Here is a 15,617-nt window from a genome sequence, read left to right as displayed (position 1 = left end):
TGGCGTCGCCGAGGGGTTGCGGTGTGTACTTCGTGCATGAGATCGATCTGGAAAGGCGCCCTCACCTTCGGGCTCGTCAATGTGCCGGTGAAGGTCTACTCGGCGACCGAGGACCACGACGTGCCCCTGCACCAGGTGCACAACGCCGACGGCGGGCGCATCCGCTACCAGCGCATCTGCGAGATCGACGGTGAGGTCGTGCCCTACGCCGATATCGATCGCGCCTACGACGACGGCGAGCAGACCGTCGTGCTCACGAAGGAGGATCTGGCGTCGTTGCCCTCCGAGCGGAGCCGCGAGATCGACGTCGTCGAGTTCGTGCCGAGCGACCAGATCGATCTGCTGACGCTCGACAAGGCGTACTACCTCGAGCCCGACTCGTCGTCGCCCAAGTCGTACGTCCTGCTCCGCAAGACCCTGGAGCAGACGGATCGGACCGCGATCGTGCGGTTCTCCCTGCGACAGAAGACGCGGCTCGCGGCGCTGCGCGTGCGGGGCGATGTCCTCGTGCTGCAGACGCTGCTGTGGGCCGACGAGGTCCGTGAGGCGGCGTTCCCGGCCCTCGATGAGTCGGTGCGCATCTCGGCGAAGGAGCTCGAGATGTCGGCATCCCTCGTCGAGAGCTTCTCGAGCGACTTCGACCCCGAGGCGTTCACGGACGAGTATCAGGAGGAGCTGCGGACCCTCATCGACGCCAAGCTCGAGAAGGGCGACGCTCTCGACACCTCCGAGACCTTCGGTGAGAAGGCCGAGAAGGAGGGCGGCGAGGTCATCGACCTGATGGAGGCGCTGCGGGCGAGTGTCGAACGCAGTCGCGCCGCGCGGGGCGGCGGCTCGAAGACATCCAGCGACGATGCCGGAGACGGCGACACCGAGACGCCCGCGAAGAAGAGCGCCGGGAAGAGTGCGGCGGCGAAGCCGGATGCCGACGAGAAGTCGCCCGCGAAGAAAGCGCCCGCTAAGAAGAAGACGGCCGCGAAGAAGACTCCCGCGAAGAAGAGCGCGAAAGCCTCCTGATCAGCTCCGCGGCGGTTCGTGACCGCCGTCGGGCTCAGCCGCCGGCGCCCCGGGGCGGTGCACGTGCGGGTGGCCGTGCTCACGGAAGACCTCCGGGTCGAGCACGAGCTCGCGCGCCTCTTCGGAGTCGGTGTACTCGTCGGGTCCGGCGGCCATCTCCTTCTTCGCCTTCCGCTTCTCGGCGAAGTAGTGCCACACGATGAAGAAGACGGTGCCGACGACGGCCGCGAGCAGGATGACGTCGATGTACTTCGCGACGAACTCGCCGACGCCCGGAATGAGGCTCACGAGGTAGCCGATCACGGTCAGGCCGAAGCCCCAGATGACGGCCCCGATGAGGTTGTAGAGCGAGTACCGATGCCACGGCATCTTGCCGACACCGGCGGCGACGGGCGCGAACGTGCGGACGATGGGGACGAAGCGGGCGAGGATCACGGTGACGCCGCCGTATCGCTCGAAGAACGCGTTCGTGCGCTCGACGTTGCGGCGACTGAACAGGCCCGATTCCTTGCGCTCGAAGACGGCGGGGCCGCCCTTGCGGCCGATCACATAGCCCACCTCACCGCCGAGGAAGGCCGAGAATCCGATCAGGAGACCGACGATCCAGACGTTGATCCCGAAGACCCCGTGGGGTGCGTGCGTGACCGGGTTCGACAGCAGGCCCGCCATGATCAGCAGCGTGTCGCCGGGAAGCAGGAAGCCGACGAGCAGTCCGGTCTCGGCGAAGATGATGAAGCACACCACGAGCAGAGCCCAGGGGCCTGCCGCGCTGATGATGGTGGCGGGGTCGAGCCAGGGGATGAGGGCGATCTGATGCACGAGTTTCCCGTCGGGAGAGGATGACGCGAGGACGGGCGAACGCCCGATCCGTGCGGAAGGTGGGACTTGAACCCACACGCCGTGAGGCACAGGAACCTAAATCCTGCGTGTCTGCCAATTCCACCACTCCCGCTGACGGGTTCAGTCTAGGCGGGCGGGATAGCCAGAATCGTCCGGATAACCCCCGAATCCGCCGAGATGATGTGGCGGTCACGGCGCACGCATGGCCGCCCCATCGCACCTATCGCGCGACCGAGCTCTCGCGCCCTGAGCCCGGGATGTTCGCGGGGGCCTCAGCGATCCGCGGGGAGCCGCCGACGAACCAGTATCCGGTGCCGACGACGAGGCCGCCGCCGACGAGGTTCCCGGCGCCCACGAGCACCAGATTGAGGGCGAAGCCGCCCAGGGTCGCCGACGGGTCGCCGGAGAGCAGGCCGATCGTGAACGTGGTCATGTTCGCCACGACGTGCTCGAAGCCGGAGGTGATGAACGCGAGGATCGCCGCGAAGACGACCAGGATGCGGGCGGTCTCGCTGCGCAGCCGCACCGTCATCCAGATCGCGATGCAGACGAGCACATTGCACAGGATGCCGCGGACGAACAGCTCGACCGGCGACTCGTGTGCCTTCGCGGCGAGCATGTCGGAGATCATCGTGCCGGCCGCGGCGTTGCTGTGCAGCACCCCCGACGCGACGATCAGCGCTCCGAACACGACCGATCCGACGAGGTTGGCGCCGAACGTCCACAGGACCGCCCCGGCGGCGCGCCCCGCCGGCACGGCCCTCATGAGCGTCGCCTGGGGGACCGTCATCATCGAGGAGGTCACGAGCTCGCCGCCCGCGATGACGACGATCGTCAGGGCGACCCCGAACACCAGTCCCGACACGAGCTTGCCCCAGCCCGAGCCCGCCGCGAAGAGGGGCCCGGCTGCCGTGACCATGAGCACGACCCCGACGCCGATGTAAGCGCCGGCGAGCATGCCCGACACCGTGAAGCGAGCGGGCGAGCGCAGCCCGTCCGTCTTGTGGCGGCCGTTCTCGGCTTGTGCGGCGAGCGCCTCGGGGATCGTGAGCACGGGATCACCGTCCTTCCGCCGCCAGTGTGCGCTCGATGCGCGGGCCGAAAGGGGGCGGCGGGCCGGGGATAACCCGGGTCAGCGCGCGGCGAGCGCGCTCGGCTCGGAGACCTCGGCTCGGACGATGGCGGCCCCGGCCACCAGGGCGCTGATCTTGTCGTTCGCCACGGCGCGGGGCAGCGGTGCCATGCCGCAGTTGGTGCTCGGGATGAGCTGGTCAGCGTCGACGAACTCGAGGGCACGGCGGAGGGTCTCGGCGACCTCGTCCGGCGTCTCGATCTCGTGGCTGGCGACGTCGATGGCGCCGAGCATCACCTTCTTGCCTCGGATGAGCTCGATCAGCTCCACCGGAACGTGCGAGTGGTGGCTCTCGAGCGAGATGACGTCGATGCTCGAGCGCTGGAGAAGCGGGAACGACTCCTCGTACTGCCGCCACTCCGGACCGAGCGTCGCCTTCCACTCGTTGTTCGCCGCGATGCCGTAGCCGTAGCAGATGTGCACCACCGTCTCGGCGCGCAGGCCCTCGGCGGCTCGTTCGAGTGCGGCGATACCCCAGTCCTTCATCTCGTTGAAGAACACGTTGAACGCGGGCTCGTCGAACTGGATGATGTCGACACCGGCGGCCTCGAGCTCGCGGGCCTCCTGGTTGAGGATCGTCGCGAACTCCCACGCGAGCTTCTCGCGGCTCCGATAGTGACGATCGGCCAGCGTGTCGATCATGGTCATCGGTCCCGGGAGCGCCCACTTGATGGGGCTGTCGGTCTGCTGCCGGAGGAAGGCCGCGTCATCGACGAAAACGGGCCGCCGGCGGCTGACGGCGCCGACGACGGTGGGCACGCTCGCGTCGTATCGATCGCGGATGCGCACGGTCTCGCGCCGTTCGAAGTCGACGCCGTCGAGGTGCTCGATGAAGGTCGTGACGAAGTGCTGGCGCGTCTGTTCTCCGTCGCTGATGATGTCGAGTCCGCGGCGCTCCTGCTCGTGCACCGCGACGCGCAGGGCGTCTCGTCTGCCTTCCGTCAGCGTGTCGCCGGTCAGTTCCCACGGTGACCACAGCACCTCGGGTTTGGCGAGCCACGACGGCTTGGGCAGACTGCCGACGGTCGAGGTGGGCAGAAGGGTGTGCGACACGGATCGTCCTTCGGGTGAGCGGGTCAGCGGGTCAGCGGGTGAGCGCGCTCGGGGCGGCGTAGCGGGCGGCCCAGCGACTGAGGACCTGGCGGTGCGGGGTGACGAAGTGCTCCTCGGCGTACCTGCCCTGCGTCGTGGCGAGCTGGCTGCGCTCGACCCGGTCGTAGGTGATGTCCGTCCGCACGAAGTCGTCGCTCTCGAGGGTGGGCCGGTAGACCTCGCCGGCGGGCTCGGTGGCGTTGTAGATCTCGGGCCGGTAGATCTTCTGGAACGTCTCCATCGTGCTGATCGTGCCGATCAGCTGCAGATCGGTGTAGTCGGCGAGCAGGTCGCCGCGGTGGTAGAACGCCAGCGGCGCGACGCTTCCGCGCGGCATGAAGTACCGCACCTGCAGCCCCATCTTCGCGAAGTACTCGTCCGTCAGAGAGAACGAGTCCTGCTCGTACTCGACGCCGAGGACCGGGTGCCGGTTGCCGTTGCGCCGGTAGGTCCGGCTCGTCGACACGCTGATGCACACGACGGGGGATTGGGGGAACCGCTCGCGGTAGGCGTCGGAATCGAGGAAGTGCTGGAAGAGCTTGCCGTGCAGGTCGCCGAACCCATCCGGCACCGTGAACGCGCCGGGCGTCTGCTGCGCGGACGGCAACAGGATGCTGAAGTCGTAGTCGCGGAGGTACGACGAGAAATTGTTGCCGACGATGCCGTGGTGGCGCTCGCCGGTCTGCCGGTCGACGATGTGGATGTCGAGCACCTCGAGCAGCGGGAACTCGCGGTCGGCGGGGGCATCCGTCGATGCGCCGTCGGTATCGGAGTCGGTGTCGTCGTCGAACCGCAGGTGCGCCGAGACGATGTCGAGCTCGGCGGTGTACCGGTCGCCCTCCGGGTTGCCGGTGCGGGCGAGGTCGTTGAGTCGAGCGTCGATCATCGCGAGCGCGCCGCGGAGGTTCTCCCGGCGGCGCTCGCCGCGGGCGAGGTTGGCGAAGTTCGTGGTGATGCGCGACGAGTCGGAGGGGGTGTAGTCCTCGTCGAAACGCGTCGTCGAGATGCGGAACGTGAAGTCGTTCGCCATGATCAGCCAATCAAGCGGAGCTCCGGAGAGCCGTGCGGAAGATGTCGGCTCCATCGTGCGCTCTGGCGGTAGTCATCGGGTAATTCCCGCTCGCTATCCAGTGCCATAGTCTGGGGCTATGGCCGTGCGTCGAAGCGGGATCACCCTGCAGCAGCTGCACTACTTCATCGAGGTCGCCGCCGAGGGCTCGATCTCGGCGGCATCCGATCTGCTCTACGTCGCGCAGCCCACGATGTCTGCGGCGATGAAGGATCTCGAGGCGCGGGTCGGCCGTGATCTGCTGGTCCGGTCGGCCCGAGGCGTGACCCTGACCACCGACGGCGTGGAGTTCCTGGGGTACGCCCGTCAGGTCGTCGAGCAGGCCGAGCTGCTCGAGCAGCGCTACCTCGGGCGGCCGCCGTCGCGGCGGCTGCTCGGCGTCTCGACGCAGCACTACTCGTTCGCCGTCGACGCGTTCGTTCGGATGGTCAGGAGCACCGGGGCGCCCGAATACGAGTTCTCGCTGCGCGAGACCCGGACGTGGGACATCATCGAGGACGTCCGGACGCTGCGAAGCGAGCTGGGCATCCTCTTCCGCAACGACTTCAACCGGAACGTGATCGACAAGCTGCTGCGGGATTCGGGGCTCGCGTTCCACCCGTTGTTCGTTGCCGAACCGCACATCTTCGTCTCGCGCCGGAACCCGCTCGCGGCTCGTGCCCGCGCGACCCTCGACGATCTCGCCGACCTGCCGCGCCTGACCTTCGACCAGGGCGCGAACAACTCGTTCTACTTCGCCGAGGAGATCCTCTCGACGCTCTCGAGCAAGCAGGAGATCCGGGTGTCGGATCGCGCGACGATCTTCAACCTCATGATCGGCCTCGACGGCTACACGATCTCGACGGGCATCATCAGCGATGACCTGGATCCTGAGATCGTCGCCGTGCCGCTCGATGTCGACGAACGCATCGAGATCGGGTGGATCGGCCGCACGGCCGTCCCGCTCACCGAGCAGGCGCAGCGCTATCTCGAGGAAGTCCGCGCCGTCGTCGCGGGGTTCGGCATCGAGCTGCTCGGCTGAGCCGGAGTCGTCGCCGCAGGCCGCACGAGCTGGGTGCGGCGACGACTCGTCGGCTACCGTGACGTGCGCGCGAAGGCGACCGATGCCAACGCCGCGGCCTGGTCGCCCAGCACCGAATCGTCGAACACCACGCGAGGGGAGTGATTCCACTCGACGGTGCTCAGATCGGTTCCCTCGGGTGACGTCAGGAGCGCGATGAAGGTCCCGGGCACTTCCGCCAGGACGAACGCGAAGTCCTCGGAGCCCATCATCGGGGAGGGCAGCACCATGACGCGCTGCTCGCCGAATGTCCGGCGAAGCTCGGCGAGGGTCGCCTCGGTCTCGGCGACGTCGTTCACGGTCACGGGGTACATGGTCTCGAAGCGGGTGTCGGCGGTGAGACCGTGCGCCGAGGCGACGCCGTCGACGACCCGCGGCAGTCCGCTCTGCAGGATCGCCAGCGACGTCGGCGACATGTTCCGCACGGTCGCGGCGATCTCGACCTTCTCGGGGATCACGTTGACGGCCCCGTCTCCCGTCGACAGGCGGGTGACCGACAGCACCACGGGGTCGAAGGCGTCGAAGCTGCGCGTCACGAAGCTCTGGAGCGCGAGCACGATCTCGGCGGCGGCCGGCACCGGATCGAGCGTCTGATGCGGCTGCGAGCCGTGCCCGCCGCGACCGTTGACCGTGATGAATAGCTGGTTCGAGCCGGCTGCCACGGCGCCCGTCCTCGTCGCGAACATGCCCCGTGGCCCCGGTGCGACGTGGATCGCATAGGCGGCGACGGGGCGCTCGCCCGCGGCATCCAGGAGCCCCTCGTCGAGCATGATCTTGGCGCCGCCGTGGCCCTCCTCGCCGGGCTGGAACATGAAGACGACCGACCCGTGCAGTTCGTCGCGGCGAGCAGAGAGCAGCTTCGCGGCGCCCACGAGTCCCGCGGTGTGCAGGTCGTGGCCGCACGCATGCATGGTGCCGTTCGTCGCGGCGTAGTCGAGTCCCGTCGCCTCGTCGATCGGCAACGCGTCCATGTCGCCGCGCAGCAGCACGGCCGGGCCGGGCAGCGCGCCGCGGAGGACGGCGACGATCGACGTCGTCGCCGTTCCCGTCGTGATCTCGAGCGGCAGCCCCTCGAGGGAGTCGAGCACGCGCTGCTGTGTGCGGGGCAGGTCGAGCCCGAGCTCGGGGTCGGCGTGGAGCGCGCGGCGCAGGGCGACGAGATCGGGAACGATCGCGGCCGCATCGGCGGTGAAATCGGGGGTGGTCATGTCAGCCTTTCGTTGCCGGGGTGACGGAGCGCGGCATGCGCATGGTGGCGAGGGCGACGGCGGCGATGAGGAACGCCGCGGCGCAGACTCCCCAGATCGTGATGTAGCCCTGGATCGACGAGTGCAATGCGCCCGTGGTCGTGAAGCCCGCGAGCACGACGGCGAACACGGCGCCGGCGGTCGAGCCGCCGAGCGTGCGGAGCGAGTTGTAGACGCCCGCTGCGATGCCCGTCGAATCGGTGGGAGCGAGCTCTGCGACGAGCGCGGGCAGAGCGCCGAGCAGCAGACCCATCCCGATGCCGTTGATCGCCGAGACCACGAAGATCTGCCAGAGGTGGTCGTGGAACGCGATCTGGACGAGCGAACCGGATGCTGCCGCGAGCGCCCCCGCGATCAAGACGGCTCGGATGCCGACCCGCCGGGCCAGCGGTGCGAATGTGGCCGCCCCGAGGGTGGCGAGGATCGTGACCACCGCGGTGACGGCGGAGGCGGTGCTGGCCGACGCGGCGAATCCGTAGCCCGTCTGCGCGGGATCGGCGGTGAGGAATGTCGTCGTCGGCGACTGCGCGCCGAACATCACCATGCCGAAGAGGAAGGCCGTGAGGTAGACGGGCCCGAGCCCGGGAGAGACGACGAGACGGAGGTCGATCGCAGGCGACGTCGTCCGCAGCTCCCACACGACCCAGACCGCGAAGACGACGAGCGCTGCGGCGAGAGTCGCGATCGTCGCGGGCGACGCGAAGCCGGACGTCGAGGCGAGGCGCAGCCCGAACAGCAGGAGGACCATGGCGAGGCCGATGCCGACGAAGCCGAGCACGTCGACCTTCGCCGCCGTGCGGGTGGTCGATTCGGGCACCTTGAAGAACACCGCGTAAGCGCTGACCGCGACGAAGACGACCGGCACGAGAAGGGTGAGGGTGAGGCTCGGCAGCACCGCAGAGAACAGGCCGGCAGCGAGCGTCCCGAGGATCGCGCCACCGGTCAGGCACGACACGAGCAGACCGATGGAGGTACGAGCCGTCTCGCCCTTGATGCGGTTGTGGACGAGCGCGATCTCGAGCGGCAGCCAGACGGCGAGCGGGCCGACGAGGATCCGCGCGGCGAGCACGATCGGGTAGCTCGGCAGGAACGCCGTGACGAGGGTGCCGATCAGCACCGCGACGACAGCGATGCGCAGCATCCGCCGGTGCCCGAAGATGTCGCCCAGCTTCGACAGGAGTGGCACGCAGACGGCAGCCGCCAGCGTCTGAACGGTCAGGAACCACGTGATGTCGGCATCGGATACGCGAAGATGGCCGGCGATCTCGCCGAGGAGCGGGGCGTAGAACCCCTGGACGAAGCCGCTGGCGAGCTCGCAGAAGACGAGGAAGCCGACGACGGCGCGGACGCTGACCTTCGGCAGGGACTGGGTGAGGGGCGGGGATTCAGGAGGCATCGGGAACCTGTTCATCGGCGTCGGGCAGTCGACGGGGAGGGTGTGTCACGAGGGCGTCGATGATGTCGACGTAGTGGCGCTCATCGATGTGGATGCGCTTGACGGACTGCCGGTACAGGGTGAGCCCGGCGATCGTGTCGAGGAGGATGTCGTGGTCGACGTCCTCGGGAAGCTCGCCCCGGGCGATGGCGCGATCGATGATCTCGATGCCCTGTTGGCGACGGTGCTGGAAGAAGGTGTCCCACAGCAGCGGGAAGACCTCGGGCTCGAACATCGCGCGGAGCCCGTTGCTCTGTTCCGGCGAGAGCTCTTGGTTGCGCTGGTTCTGACGTGCGTGCTCGAGCAGGTCGGCGCGCACGTCGTCGTGGTCGGGCATGGCGCCGACCGCGACCTGCGACCGCAACAAGGCGGCGACGAGCGCTCCCTTATCGGAGTAGCGGCGGTAGATCGCCGTCTTCCCGCAGCCGACGGCCTTGGCGACCCGTTCGACGCTGAGCTGCTGATACCCGTGCGCGCCGAGGAGGTCGGCGGCGGTGACGAGGATGCGGCGGGTCAGATCCTCGTCGGTGGGTCGGCCCGGCTTCTCGGTCTGCGACGTCATGGCCACAACGATACGAAACGGTGTGTTTCGTTAGTGTTACGGATTGTTCACGATTCCGGCGGGCCTCGGCGGCCGCGTCCTATCGCGGTCGTCTACTCTGCTGGGACTCTCCCTTTGCGTCCGAGCTGGAGGTGCGGCGGGATGCAGATCATCACCGCGGGCCTGCTGGTGGCATGGGCGTTGGCTGTCGTCATCGCCAGCACCCTCGGAATACGCGGTAGATACGAGACGGCGTCCATCAACGGAAGGCGGCGGCCTTGAGCGGATGAGTCCGACGCCGCCTGGCGAGCCGGTCTTCAGGCGCTCTATCCGTGGGTGCTGACATCGGCCACGCTGCTGCTTCTCCTGGCGCTGGCGATGCTCTTAACGCCACCGAGTGCTTCGTATCTTTTGCTCCTTCTCGGCCTCGCCTTTGTCGTGGCAAGCGTCTCCGTGGGTACCGGGGCCCTGAATCGGGCGGTCCGGCGGCAGCAGGAGGCGGAAAGTGCCGAGCGTGGCCTTGGCGTGCCGCCGAGAGATCGGTGACTCCGGCTGGCTTGAAAGGAGTGAGCTGGCGGAGAAGGAGGTGGAGATCCTCACCGGGGGCCGAACGCCGGGACAGGATCCGCCCAGGATGCCCAGTGCTCAATGCACGCCTGGGCGCGGACACGGGGTCGACCGCAGGCTGACGCTCACCAAGCGGCGGCTGCGGCTGTCACTTTCTCCTGCGGAGCGCGAGATAGGCCGCTGAGTATGCCGCCGTCGCCCACGCGGCCACGACGATGATGTTCACCACCTGGCTCTCGCCGGTCCAGAAGGTCGCTTCGCGGATGATGTCTGCCATCGGCGCGAACGGAAGGAACTGGTGGAGTGTGACGGCCCACTCGGGAAGGCGCTCGGCGGGGTAGGTGATCGGTGAGAACAGCAAGCCTCCGATCATGATGACCTGCGTCACGAGAGACGTGGCACCCAGCGGCAACCAGAGCGCGATCGCATAGCCGATGCTCACCGCGGTGAATTGCGCAGAGAGGATCGCGGCCACGGCGAGCAGGTCGATGTGGATGTCGAGCCCGAAGCGCAGGAACGCGGCGAGCATTCCGACCGCGATCCCGGGCAACGCGGCGAAGCTCCAGACGACGGCGTCAGCGAGGAGGATCGCGGAGCGCGGAACCGGAAGGGTTCTCTGATAGTCGAGCAGGCCCTCCTGCTTCGAGGTGCTCATGATCTGCGGGGCGAGCACGCACCCGACGGCAATGATTCCCAGCGTCCAGGCGCCCGAGGAGAGATATCGGGCCGCCTCGGCGCCGATGTTCGGGATCATCAGCGCGAGGCCGTAAACGATCGCGATGGCGAATAGGGCTTGCACCACGGTGAACGCCGGCAAGAGGTATTTGTGTCGAGTCAGGCTCCACCGGACGAGACCCCACCAGCTACCGAGCCACGCGCGCCGGCGCGGCGCGGTGATCGTCGGGGTCGTGAGAACGTCAACGGCCATGGGTGATTCCTTCGTAGAGGGTTTCGAGCGATGCCGGCGCGAGCGCATAGGTGTCAGCGGTGCCGGTATCGACCAGGTGGAGAACCCATTCGATTGCGGCGGGGATCTGCGCCGGTTCCAGGTCGAGTGTGAGCTGCCCGTCGTCGTCGACCATGTGCGCTGCGACCGGGGGAGCCGTCGTGGCGTCCGCGCCAGGACGGAGAGAAACGCTGAGGGTGGCGGTGCGCGCCTGTTGACGCAGTTGGCTCGGCGTGCTGTCGACGAGGACCGTGCCGTTCTGGAGCAACACGTACCGGTCGGCGGCGCGCTGGACTTCGACCAGGTTGTGCGTGACCACCACGACGGTATGTCCGTCATCGGCGAGCCGGCGCAGATGCCGCCAGATCAGCGGGCGCCGGATCGGGTCGACGTCGTTTGTGGGCTCATCGATCAACAGCACGGGTGGGGGCGCGATCACAGCCATCGCGAAGGACGTCAGTCTACGCAGGCCGCCCGAGAGCTTCTCGCCGCCGGTGTTCTTCCAGGGCTCGATGTCGAGCGAATCGATCAAGCCGAGCGCGGCGGTCTTCGCATCTGATCCAGAGAGGCCCCTCAATCGGGCGATCGACGTTATCGCCTGCCACGGTGTCACGCCGGTCAGCGGAGCGTGCATCTGCGGCATCATCGACGCGACCCGGCGAGCGATGTCCGGTGACGCAATGAGCGAGGTTGCTCCGTACCGGATGTCGCCGGAGGTGGGTTTCACCGCCCCGATGATCTGGTTGAGCAGCGTGGTCTTCCCTGCCCCGTTGTGACCGACCAGCGCGACGAGCTCACCCGGACGGAAGGTCAGACTGACGGCCTGATTCGCCGCGGTACCCCCTCGCTTGTAGATCTTGGTGATCTGCTCCAGCGAGAGGGCGTCGGTGCCAGCTGCCATGCGTCTCATATTCAGATACTGACAGTATTTGAAATCCGGATCAACGGGTCGACGGTATCGAAGGCGGCTGATCGCGCTGCTCTAGGATTCGACGCATGACACGGACGACCCGCGATGAGCGGCGGCAGCGGAACAGGACGCTGTTGCTCGAGGCGGCAGAGCGGATCTTCGCCGCGCGCGGCGTCGCAGGCGCCTCTCTCGACGACGTGGCGCTGGAAGCCGGACTGACGAAGGGGGCGGTCTACTCCAACTTCCGCGACAAGGGTCAACTGATCCTGGAGGTCATCCGATACCGCCAGGCGCTCTCGCCGGAGGCACAGGAATTTCGTGCCACGCTCGATCGGGCGACGAATGACGATGAACGACTCGAAGCGTGGTGCGATATCTGGATTCGCACGGCGAGAAGCGGCGATCGCGCCAGCTACGCGCGGTTGGTCTTCGACTTCATCCCATATGCGCTGCGGGATGACCGACTGACGGCGGGGTTCCTCGAGTTCATATCGCCGCCAGACGACATCCCGGCCGATGCGTCTCCGATCCCGGCCGATAGCAGGTTCGCGCGAATAGCTCCTGCGGATCAGTTCCGCATCCTGACGGCCATCGACCTGGGCTTGTCTGCGCTGGCCCTTTTCGACCCGGAGAACGTGAGACCCGAGCTGTACAGGACGGCAGTGCTGTCGCTCGCGCGGACGCTTCACGAGGTCCGGGATCAGAAAGAGTAGCGCTCGCTCGCCGTCGCCAGGTTACGTAGTCAAGCCGGCCCTGTGGAAAGTCACGACGGGCTGACGAGATAGCGACCACGATGCTGCGGGTGAGCATTTCCCTCTCTTCCGCATCCGGGTCCGAGCCGCCTGATCTGCCTCCCGAGACGCGGATCGCGTGCCGTCTGCGCGATCGGCTGCGGTCGGAGGGCATCGATCCTGCGGAGCGCCCGGACGAGGTCGAGCGCGTCGCGGCCGCGGAGGTGCAGCGACACAACGACTTCGCTCTGGCACGCGGGCTCGAAGCCGTCGACGACGAGTCCGCTGCGGTGCGCCGCGTGCTGGCATCCGTGGCCGGTTACGGCCCTTTGCAGGCTCTCCTGGACGATCCGAGCGTCGAGGAGCTGTGGGTAAACGCTCCCGACCGCATCTTCGTCGCGCGCGGCGGCCGAAGCGAGAGGGTCGCGCTGACTCTGACCGAGGGGCAGGTGCGCGACCTGGTCGAGCGGATGCTGCACGCGACTGGGCGCCGCGTCGACTTGAGTCAGCCGTTCGCCGATGCCTCGCTTCCGGACGGCTCGCGGCTTCACGTCGTCATTCCCGATATCACCCGCCATTGGTCCGTGAATGTCCGCAAATTCCTCCGCACGTTCCGCACGCTCGACGACCTCGTGGCGGTCGGGTCGGTGACGGTGGAGGCGGCGGACATCTTGCGCACCGCGATCGCGAGCGGACGGAACATCATCGTGTCCGGTGCCACTCACGCGGGCAAGACGACAATGCTCAGCGCTTTGATGGCGACGAGTCCGCCCGAGCAGCGTGTCGTCACGGTGGAGGAGACGTTCGAGCTCGCCGTCGATCTGCCCGATGTCGTCGCCCTGCAGGCCCGTCAGCCGAGCCTCGAAGGCGGGGGAGAAGTGACGCTGCGGCGCCTCGTGAAGGAGGCGTTGCGTATGCGACCGGACCGTCTCATCGTGGGCGAGGTGCGCGACGCGGAAGCTCTCGACTTGATCCTCGCACTCAACACCGGCGTTCCGGCCGCCGCGACCGTCCACGCCAACTCTGCGGCGGATGCGTTGCGGAAGCTCTCGGTCCTCCCACTTCTGGCCGGCCGGAACATCGACATCGAGTTCGTGCGCGACGCGCTCGCGGCGTCCGTCGACCTTGTGGTCCACTGCGAGCTCTTGAGCTCGGGCCGCCGCCGCGTCGCCGAGATCGTGTCTCCCACCGGGGCGGTGGTCGAGGGCGTTATCGCGACGCGCTCGGTCTACCGGAGCCGGACGTGATCCTGCTGTGGGGTGCCAGCCTCGGCGCGGGACTTCTGCTGATCGTCTCGCCGTGGCTGTCGCCTCTGACGGCCAAGACTGCGGCGACACCCGGTCCGTCCCGGCGATTCGGTCGCGTCCTCCTCGAATCCTCCGGTTTCGCGCACGCGCCGGTGAGCGGACTCGCCGCCGTATCGGTCGGGGCCGCGGTGCTCGCCGCCGCGGCTGCATGGCTCGTGACATCGCTGCCTGTGGTTGCCATCGTCGCCGGGGGCGCCGGGGCGCTCCTGCCGGCGGCCTGGCTACGATCACGCGCGCGGCGACTGCGGAGAGCTCGCCGAGGACTCTGGCCCGACGTCTGCGACCTCCTCGTCGCATCCGTTCGAGCCGGGATGCCTCTCGGTGACGCCGTCTCGTCGATAGCGGAGAACGGGCCACCACCCCTTCGGCCCGCGTTCCACGGGTTCGCGCGAGATCTCGCTGCCTCCGGTCACTTCGACACCAGTGCCGCGCGTCTGCAAGCCATGCTCGCCGACCCTGTGGCCGACCGCATCGTGGAGACGCTTCGGATGGCCCGGCAGGTGGGCGGGACCGAGCTCGTCCCGGTACTGAGGGCGCTGTCGACCTCCGTCCGCGCCGATGCGGCCCTGCGCGCGGAGGTGGAGGCGCGGCAGTCGTGGATCCGCGGCGCGGCCGTGCTCGGCTTGGTCGCGCCCTGGGTGGTCCTGACGCTCCTGGCCCTCAGACCGGAAGGGGCACGCGCGTATGCCTCGGGTGAGGGAGCGGTCCTCATCGTGGCTGGGGCCGCGGTGTCCTTCGTCGCGTACCGGCTCATGCTGCGGATCGGCCGGCTGCCGGAACCGCGGAGGTGGGTGCGATGACCGCCTTCTCCGACCTCGCCCTCGCCATCATCTGGGGGACTGTTCTGGCAACCGGGGTTCTCCTCACCGTCGCGGGGATGCCGCGTTGGGCGGGACCTCCGCTCGAGCGACGCATCGCGCCCTACCTGCGCGACATCGCCGACCCGATGGGCCTGACTCCATTGCATCCGGGATCCTCGTGGCAGAGGCGCCTTCTCACCTGGGTCTCGCGGCTGGGCGCGCGAGTCGGCGGATCAGACACGGTGCGACGGCGGCTCCTGCGGGCCGGCTGGTCCGTCTCTGCCGAGGCGTTCCGCCTGCGGCAACTCTTCGCCGGCCTCGGAGGTCTCGCGATGGGAACCGCGATCACGATCGTCGTGGCGATTCGCGGCGATGCGAACGGAGCGACGCTGCTGCTGCCGATCGTCTTCGCCGGCGCCGGAACGCTCGCAGCCCACACGATGCTCGCGCAGGCCGCGGAGAAGAGGATGCGGCAGGTGCGAGAAGAGGTGCCCACGGTGCTGGAGTTCCTCGCGCTCTGCCTCTCTGCGGGCGAGAGCCTCAACGATGCGCTCCGCCGCGTCAGTGACGTGGGAGCCGGCGAACTGACGCGTCACCTCCGTGCGGCGGTACTCTCGGCCAGCACCGGGTCGACCCTGACCGATGCCCTGCGCGACATGGCACGCTCCCTCGACGTGGCGAGCATCGATCGCGCGGTCGACCAGCTCGTGGGCGCCATCGAACGTGGCGCCCCGTTGGCACAGGTGCTGCAGACCCAGGCGGCCGATGCGCGGGAGGACGCGAAGCGGGTTCTGATCGAGCAAGCGGGCCGCAAGGAGATCCTCATGCTCGTTCCCCTGGTCTTCCTCGTGCTGCCTCTCTCGGTCCTGTTCGCGGTATTCCCCGGCATCGTGATGCTGCGCCTGGGGCTGTGAACCACATCC

Annotated in this window: 15 protein-coding genes and 1 tRNA gene; 6 read left to right on the top strand and 10 right to left on the bottom strand. The window is 68.1% G+C overall.

The window, feature by feature from the left end:
* The first annotated feature begins 36 nt into the window (after positions 1–36).
* Positions 37–1,017: a Ku protein gene (locus tag CBF90_RS07490; protein WP_088380289.1), complete on the top strand. Its 981-nt coding sequence runs from the start codon at positions 37–39 to the stop codon at positions 1,015–1,017.
* On the opposite strand, the gene CBF90_RS07485 is transcribed toward CBF90_RS07490, so the two are convergent.
* From CBF90_RS07485 to CBF90_RS07465, 5 genes are all read right to left on the bottom strand, one after another.
* Positions 1,018–1,836, bottom strand: a complete 819-nt coding sequence (locus tag CBF90_RS07485) for a DedA family protein (protein WP_023951153.1) — start codon at positions 1,834–1,836, stop codon at positions 1,018–1,020. It lies immediately after the preceding gene.
* Positions 1,837–1,887: 51 nt separating this feature from the next.
* A tRNA-Leu gene (locus CBF90_RS07480) sits at positions 1,888–1,969 on the bottom strand.
* Positions 1,970–2,077: 108 nt separating this feature from the next.
* The gene (locus CBF90_RS07475) at positions 2,078–2,911 is read right to left on the bottom strand and encodes a formate/nitrite transporter family protein (RefSeq protein ID WP_088380288.1); all 834 of its coding nucleotides are present in this window, start codon (positions 2,909–2,911) and stop codon (positions 2,078–2,080) included.
* A gap of 78 nt (positions 2,912–2,989) precedes the next feature.
* The gene (locus tag CBF90_RS07470; RefSeq protein WP_088380287.1) at positions 2,990–4,042 is read right to left on the bottom strand and encodes a methionine synthase; all 1,053 of its coding nucleotides are present in this window, start codon (positions 4,040–4,042) and stop codon (positions 2,990–2,992) included.
* A gap of 31 nt (positions 4,043–4,073) precedes the next feature.
* Complete coding sequence (locus tag CBF90_RS07465; protein WP_088380383.1) at positions 4,074–5,111, bottom strand: putative oxygenase MesX; 1,038 nt, start codon at positions 5,109–5,111, stop codon at positions 4,074–4,076.
* A 118-nt stretch (positions 5,112–5,229) separates the two neighbouring features.
* Here CBF90_RS07465 and CBF90_RS07460 point away from each other — a divergent pair, with 118 nt between their 5' ends.
* Positions 5,230–6,171 (top strand): LysR family transcriptional regulator, encoded by a 942-nt coding sequence (locus tag CBF90_RS07460; protein WP_088380286.1) that lies wholly within the window; start codon positions 5,230–5,232, stop codon positions 6,169–6,171.
* Between the two features lie 53 nt (positions 6,172–6,224).
* Here the strand turns inward: CBF90_RS07460 and CBF90_RS07455 are convergent, their stop codons facing one another.
* The 5 genes from CBF90_RS07455 to CBF90_RS07435 form a co-directional block, all read right to left on the bottom strand.
* Positions 6,225–7,418, bottom strand: a complete 1,194-nt coding sequence (locus tag CBF90_RS07455; protein WP_088380285.1) for a M20 family metallopeptidase — start codon at positions 7,416–7,418, stop codon at positions 6,225–6,227.
* A 1-nt stretch (position 7,419) separates the two neighbouring features.
* Positions 7,420–8,853 (bottom strand): MFS transporter, encoded by a 1,434-nt coding sequence (locus tag CBF90_RS07450; protein ID WP_064956696.1) that lies wholly within the window; start codon positions 8,851–8,853, stop codon positions 7,420–7,422.
* A complete protein-coding gene (locus CBF90_RS07445; RefSeq protein ID WP_088380284.1) occupies positions 8,843–9,454 on the bottom strand; it encodes a TetR/AcrR family transcriptional regulator in 612 nt (203 codons plus the stop codon). Before CBF90_RS07445 ends, CBF90_RS07450 begins: the two co-directional genes overlap by 11 nt.
* Positions 9,455–10,148: 694 nt before the next feature.
* The gene (locus CBF90_RS07440) at positions 10,149–10,928 is read right to left on the bottom strand and encodes an ABC transporter permease (protein ID WP_088380283.1); all 780 of its coding nucleotides are present in this window, start codon (positions 10,926–10,928) and stop codon (positions 10,149–10,151) included.
* Positions 10,918–11,847: an ABC transporter ATP-binding protein gene (locus CBF90_RS07435; RefSeq protein ID WP_197690570.1), complete on the bottom strand. Its 930-nt coding sequence runs from the start codon at positions 11,845–11,847 to the stop codon at positions 10,918–10,920. Before CBF90_RS07435 ends, CBF90_RS07440 begins: the two co-directional genes overlap by 11 nt.
* Before the next feature lie 95 nt (positions 11,848–11,942).
* Between CBF90_RS07435 and CBF90_RS07430 the strand changes: the two genes are divergently transcribed.
* The 4 genes from CBF90_RS07430 to CBF90_RS07415 all read left to right on the top strand — a co-directional run bounded on the left by CBF90_RS07430 (position 11,943) and on the right by CBF90_RS07415 (position 15,608).
* Positions 11,943–12,569: a TetR family transcriptional regulator gene (locus CBF90_RS07430; RefSeq protein ID WP_088380282.1), complete on the top strand. Its 627-nt coding sequence runs from the start codon at positions 11,943–11,945 to the stop codon at positions 12,567–12,569.
* Between the two features lie 95 nt (positions 12,570–12,664).
* Positions 12,665–13,834, top strand: coding sequence for a CpaF family protein (locus tag CBF90_RS07425; RefSeq protein ID WP_242435630.1), 1,170 nt, complete (start codon positions 12,665–12,667; stop codon positions 13,832–13,834).
* Positions 13,831–14,694: a type II secretion system F family protein gene (locus tag CBF90_RS07420; RefSeq protein ID WP_088380280.1), complete on the top strand. Its 864-nt coding sequence runs from the start codon at positions 13,831–13,833 to the stop codon at positions 14,692–14,694. The genes CBF90_RS07425 and CBF90_RS07420 overlap by 4 nt, the downstream gene beginning before the upstream one ends.
* Positions 14,691–15,608, top strand: a complete 918-nt coding sequence (locus tag CBF90_RS07415) for a type II secretion system F family protein (protein ID WP_088380279.1) — start codon at positions 14,691–14,693, stop codon at positions 15,606–15,608. Before CBF90_RS07420 ends, CBF90_RS07415 begins: the two co-directional genes overlap by 4 nt.
* Positions 15,609–15,617 lie beyond the last annotated feature (9 nt).

This window comes from Microbacterium sp. AISO3, from assembly GCF_002204305.1.
Classification (GTDB): Bacteria; Actinomycetota; Actinomycetes; order Actinomycetales; family Microbacteriaceae; genus Microbacterium; species Microbacterium arborescens.
The sequence above is the reverse complement of the archived record's forward strand: the minus strand, read 5'-3'. Positions and strand labels throughout refer to the sequence as shown.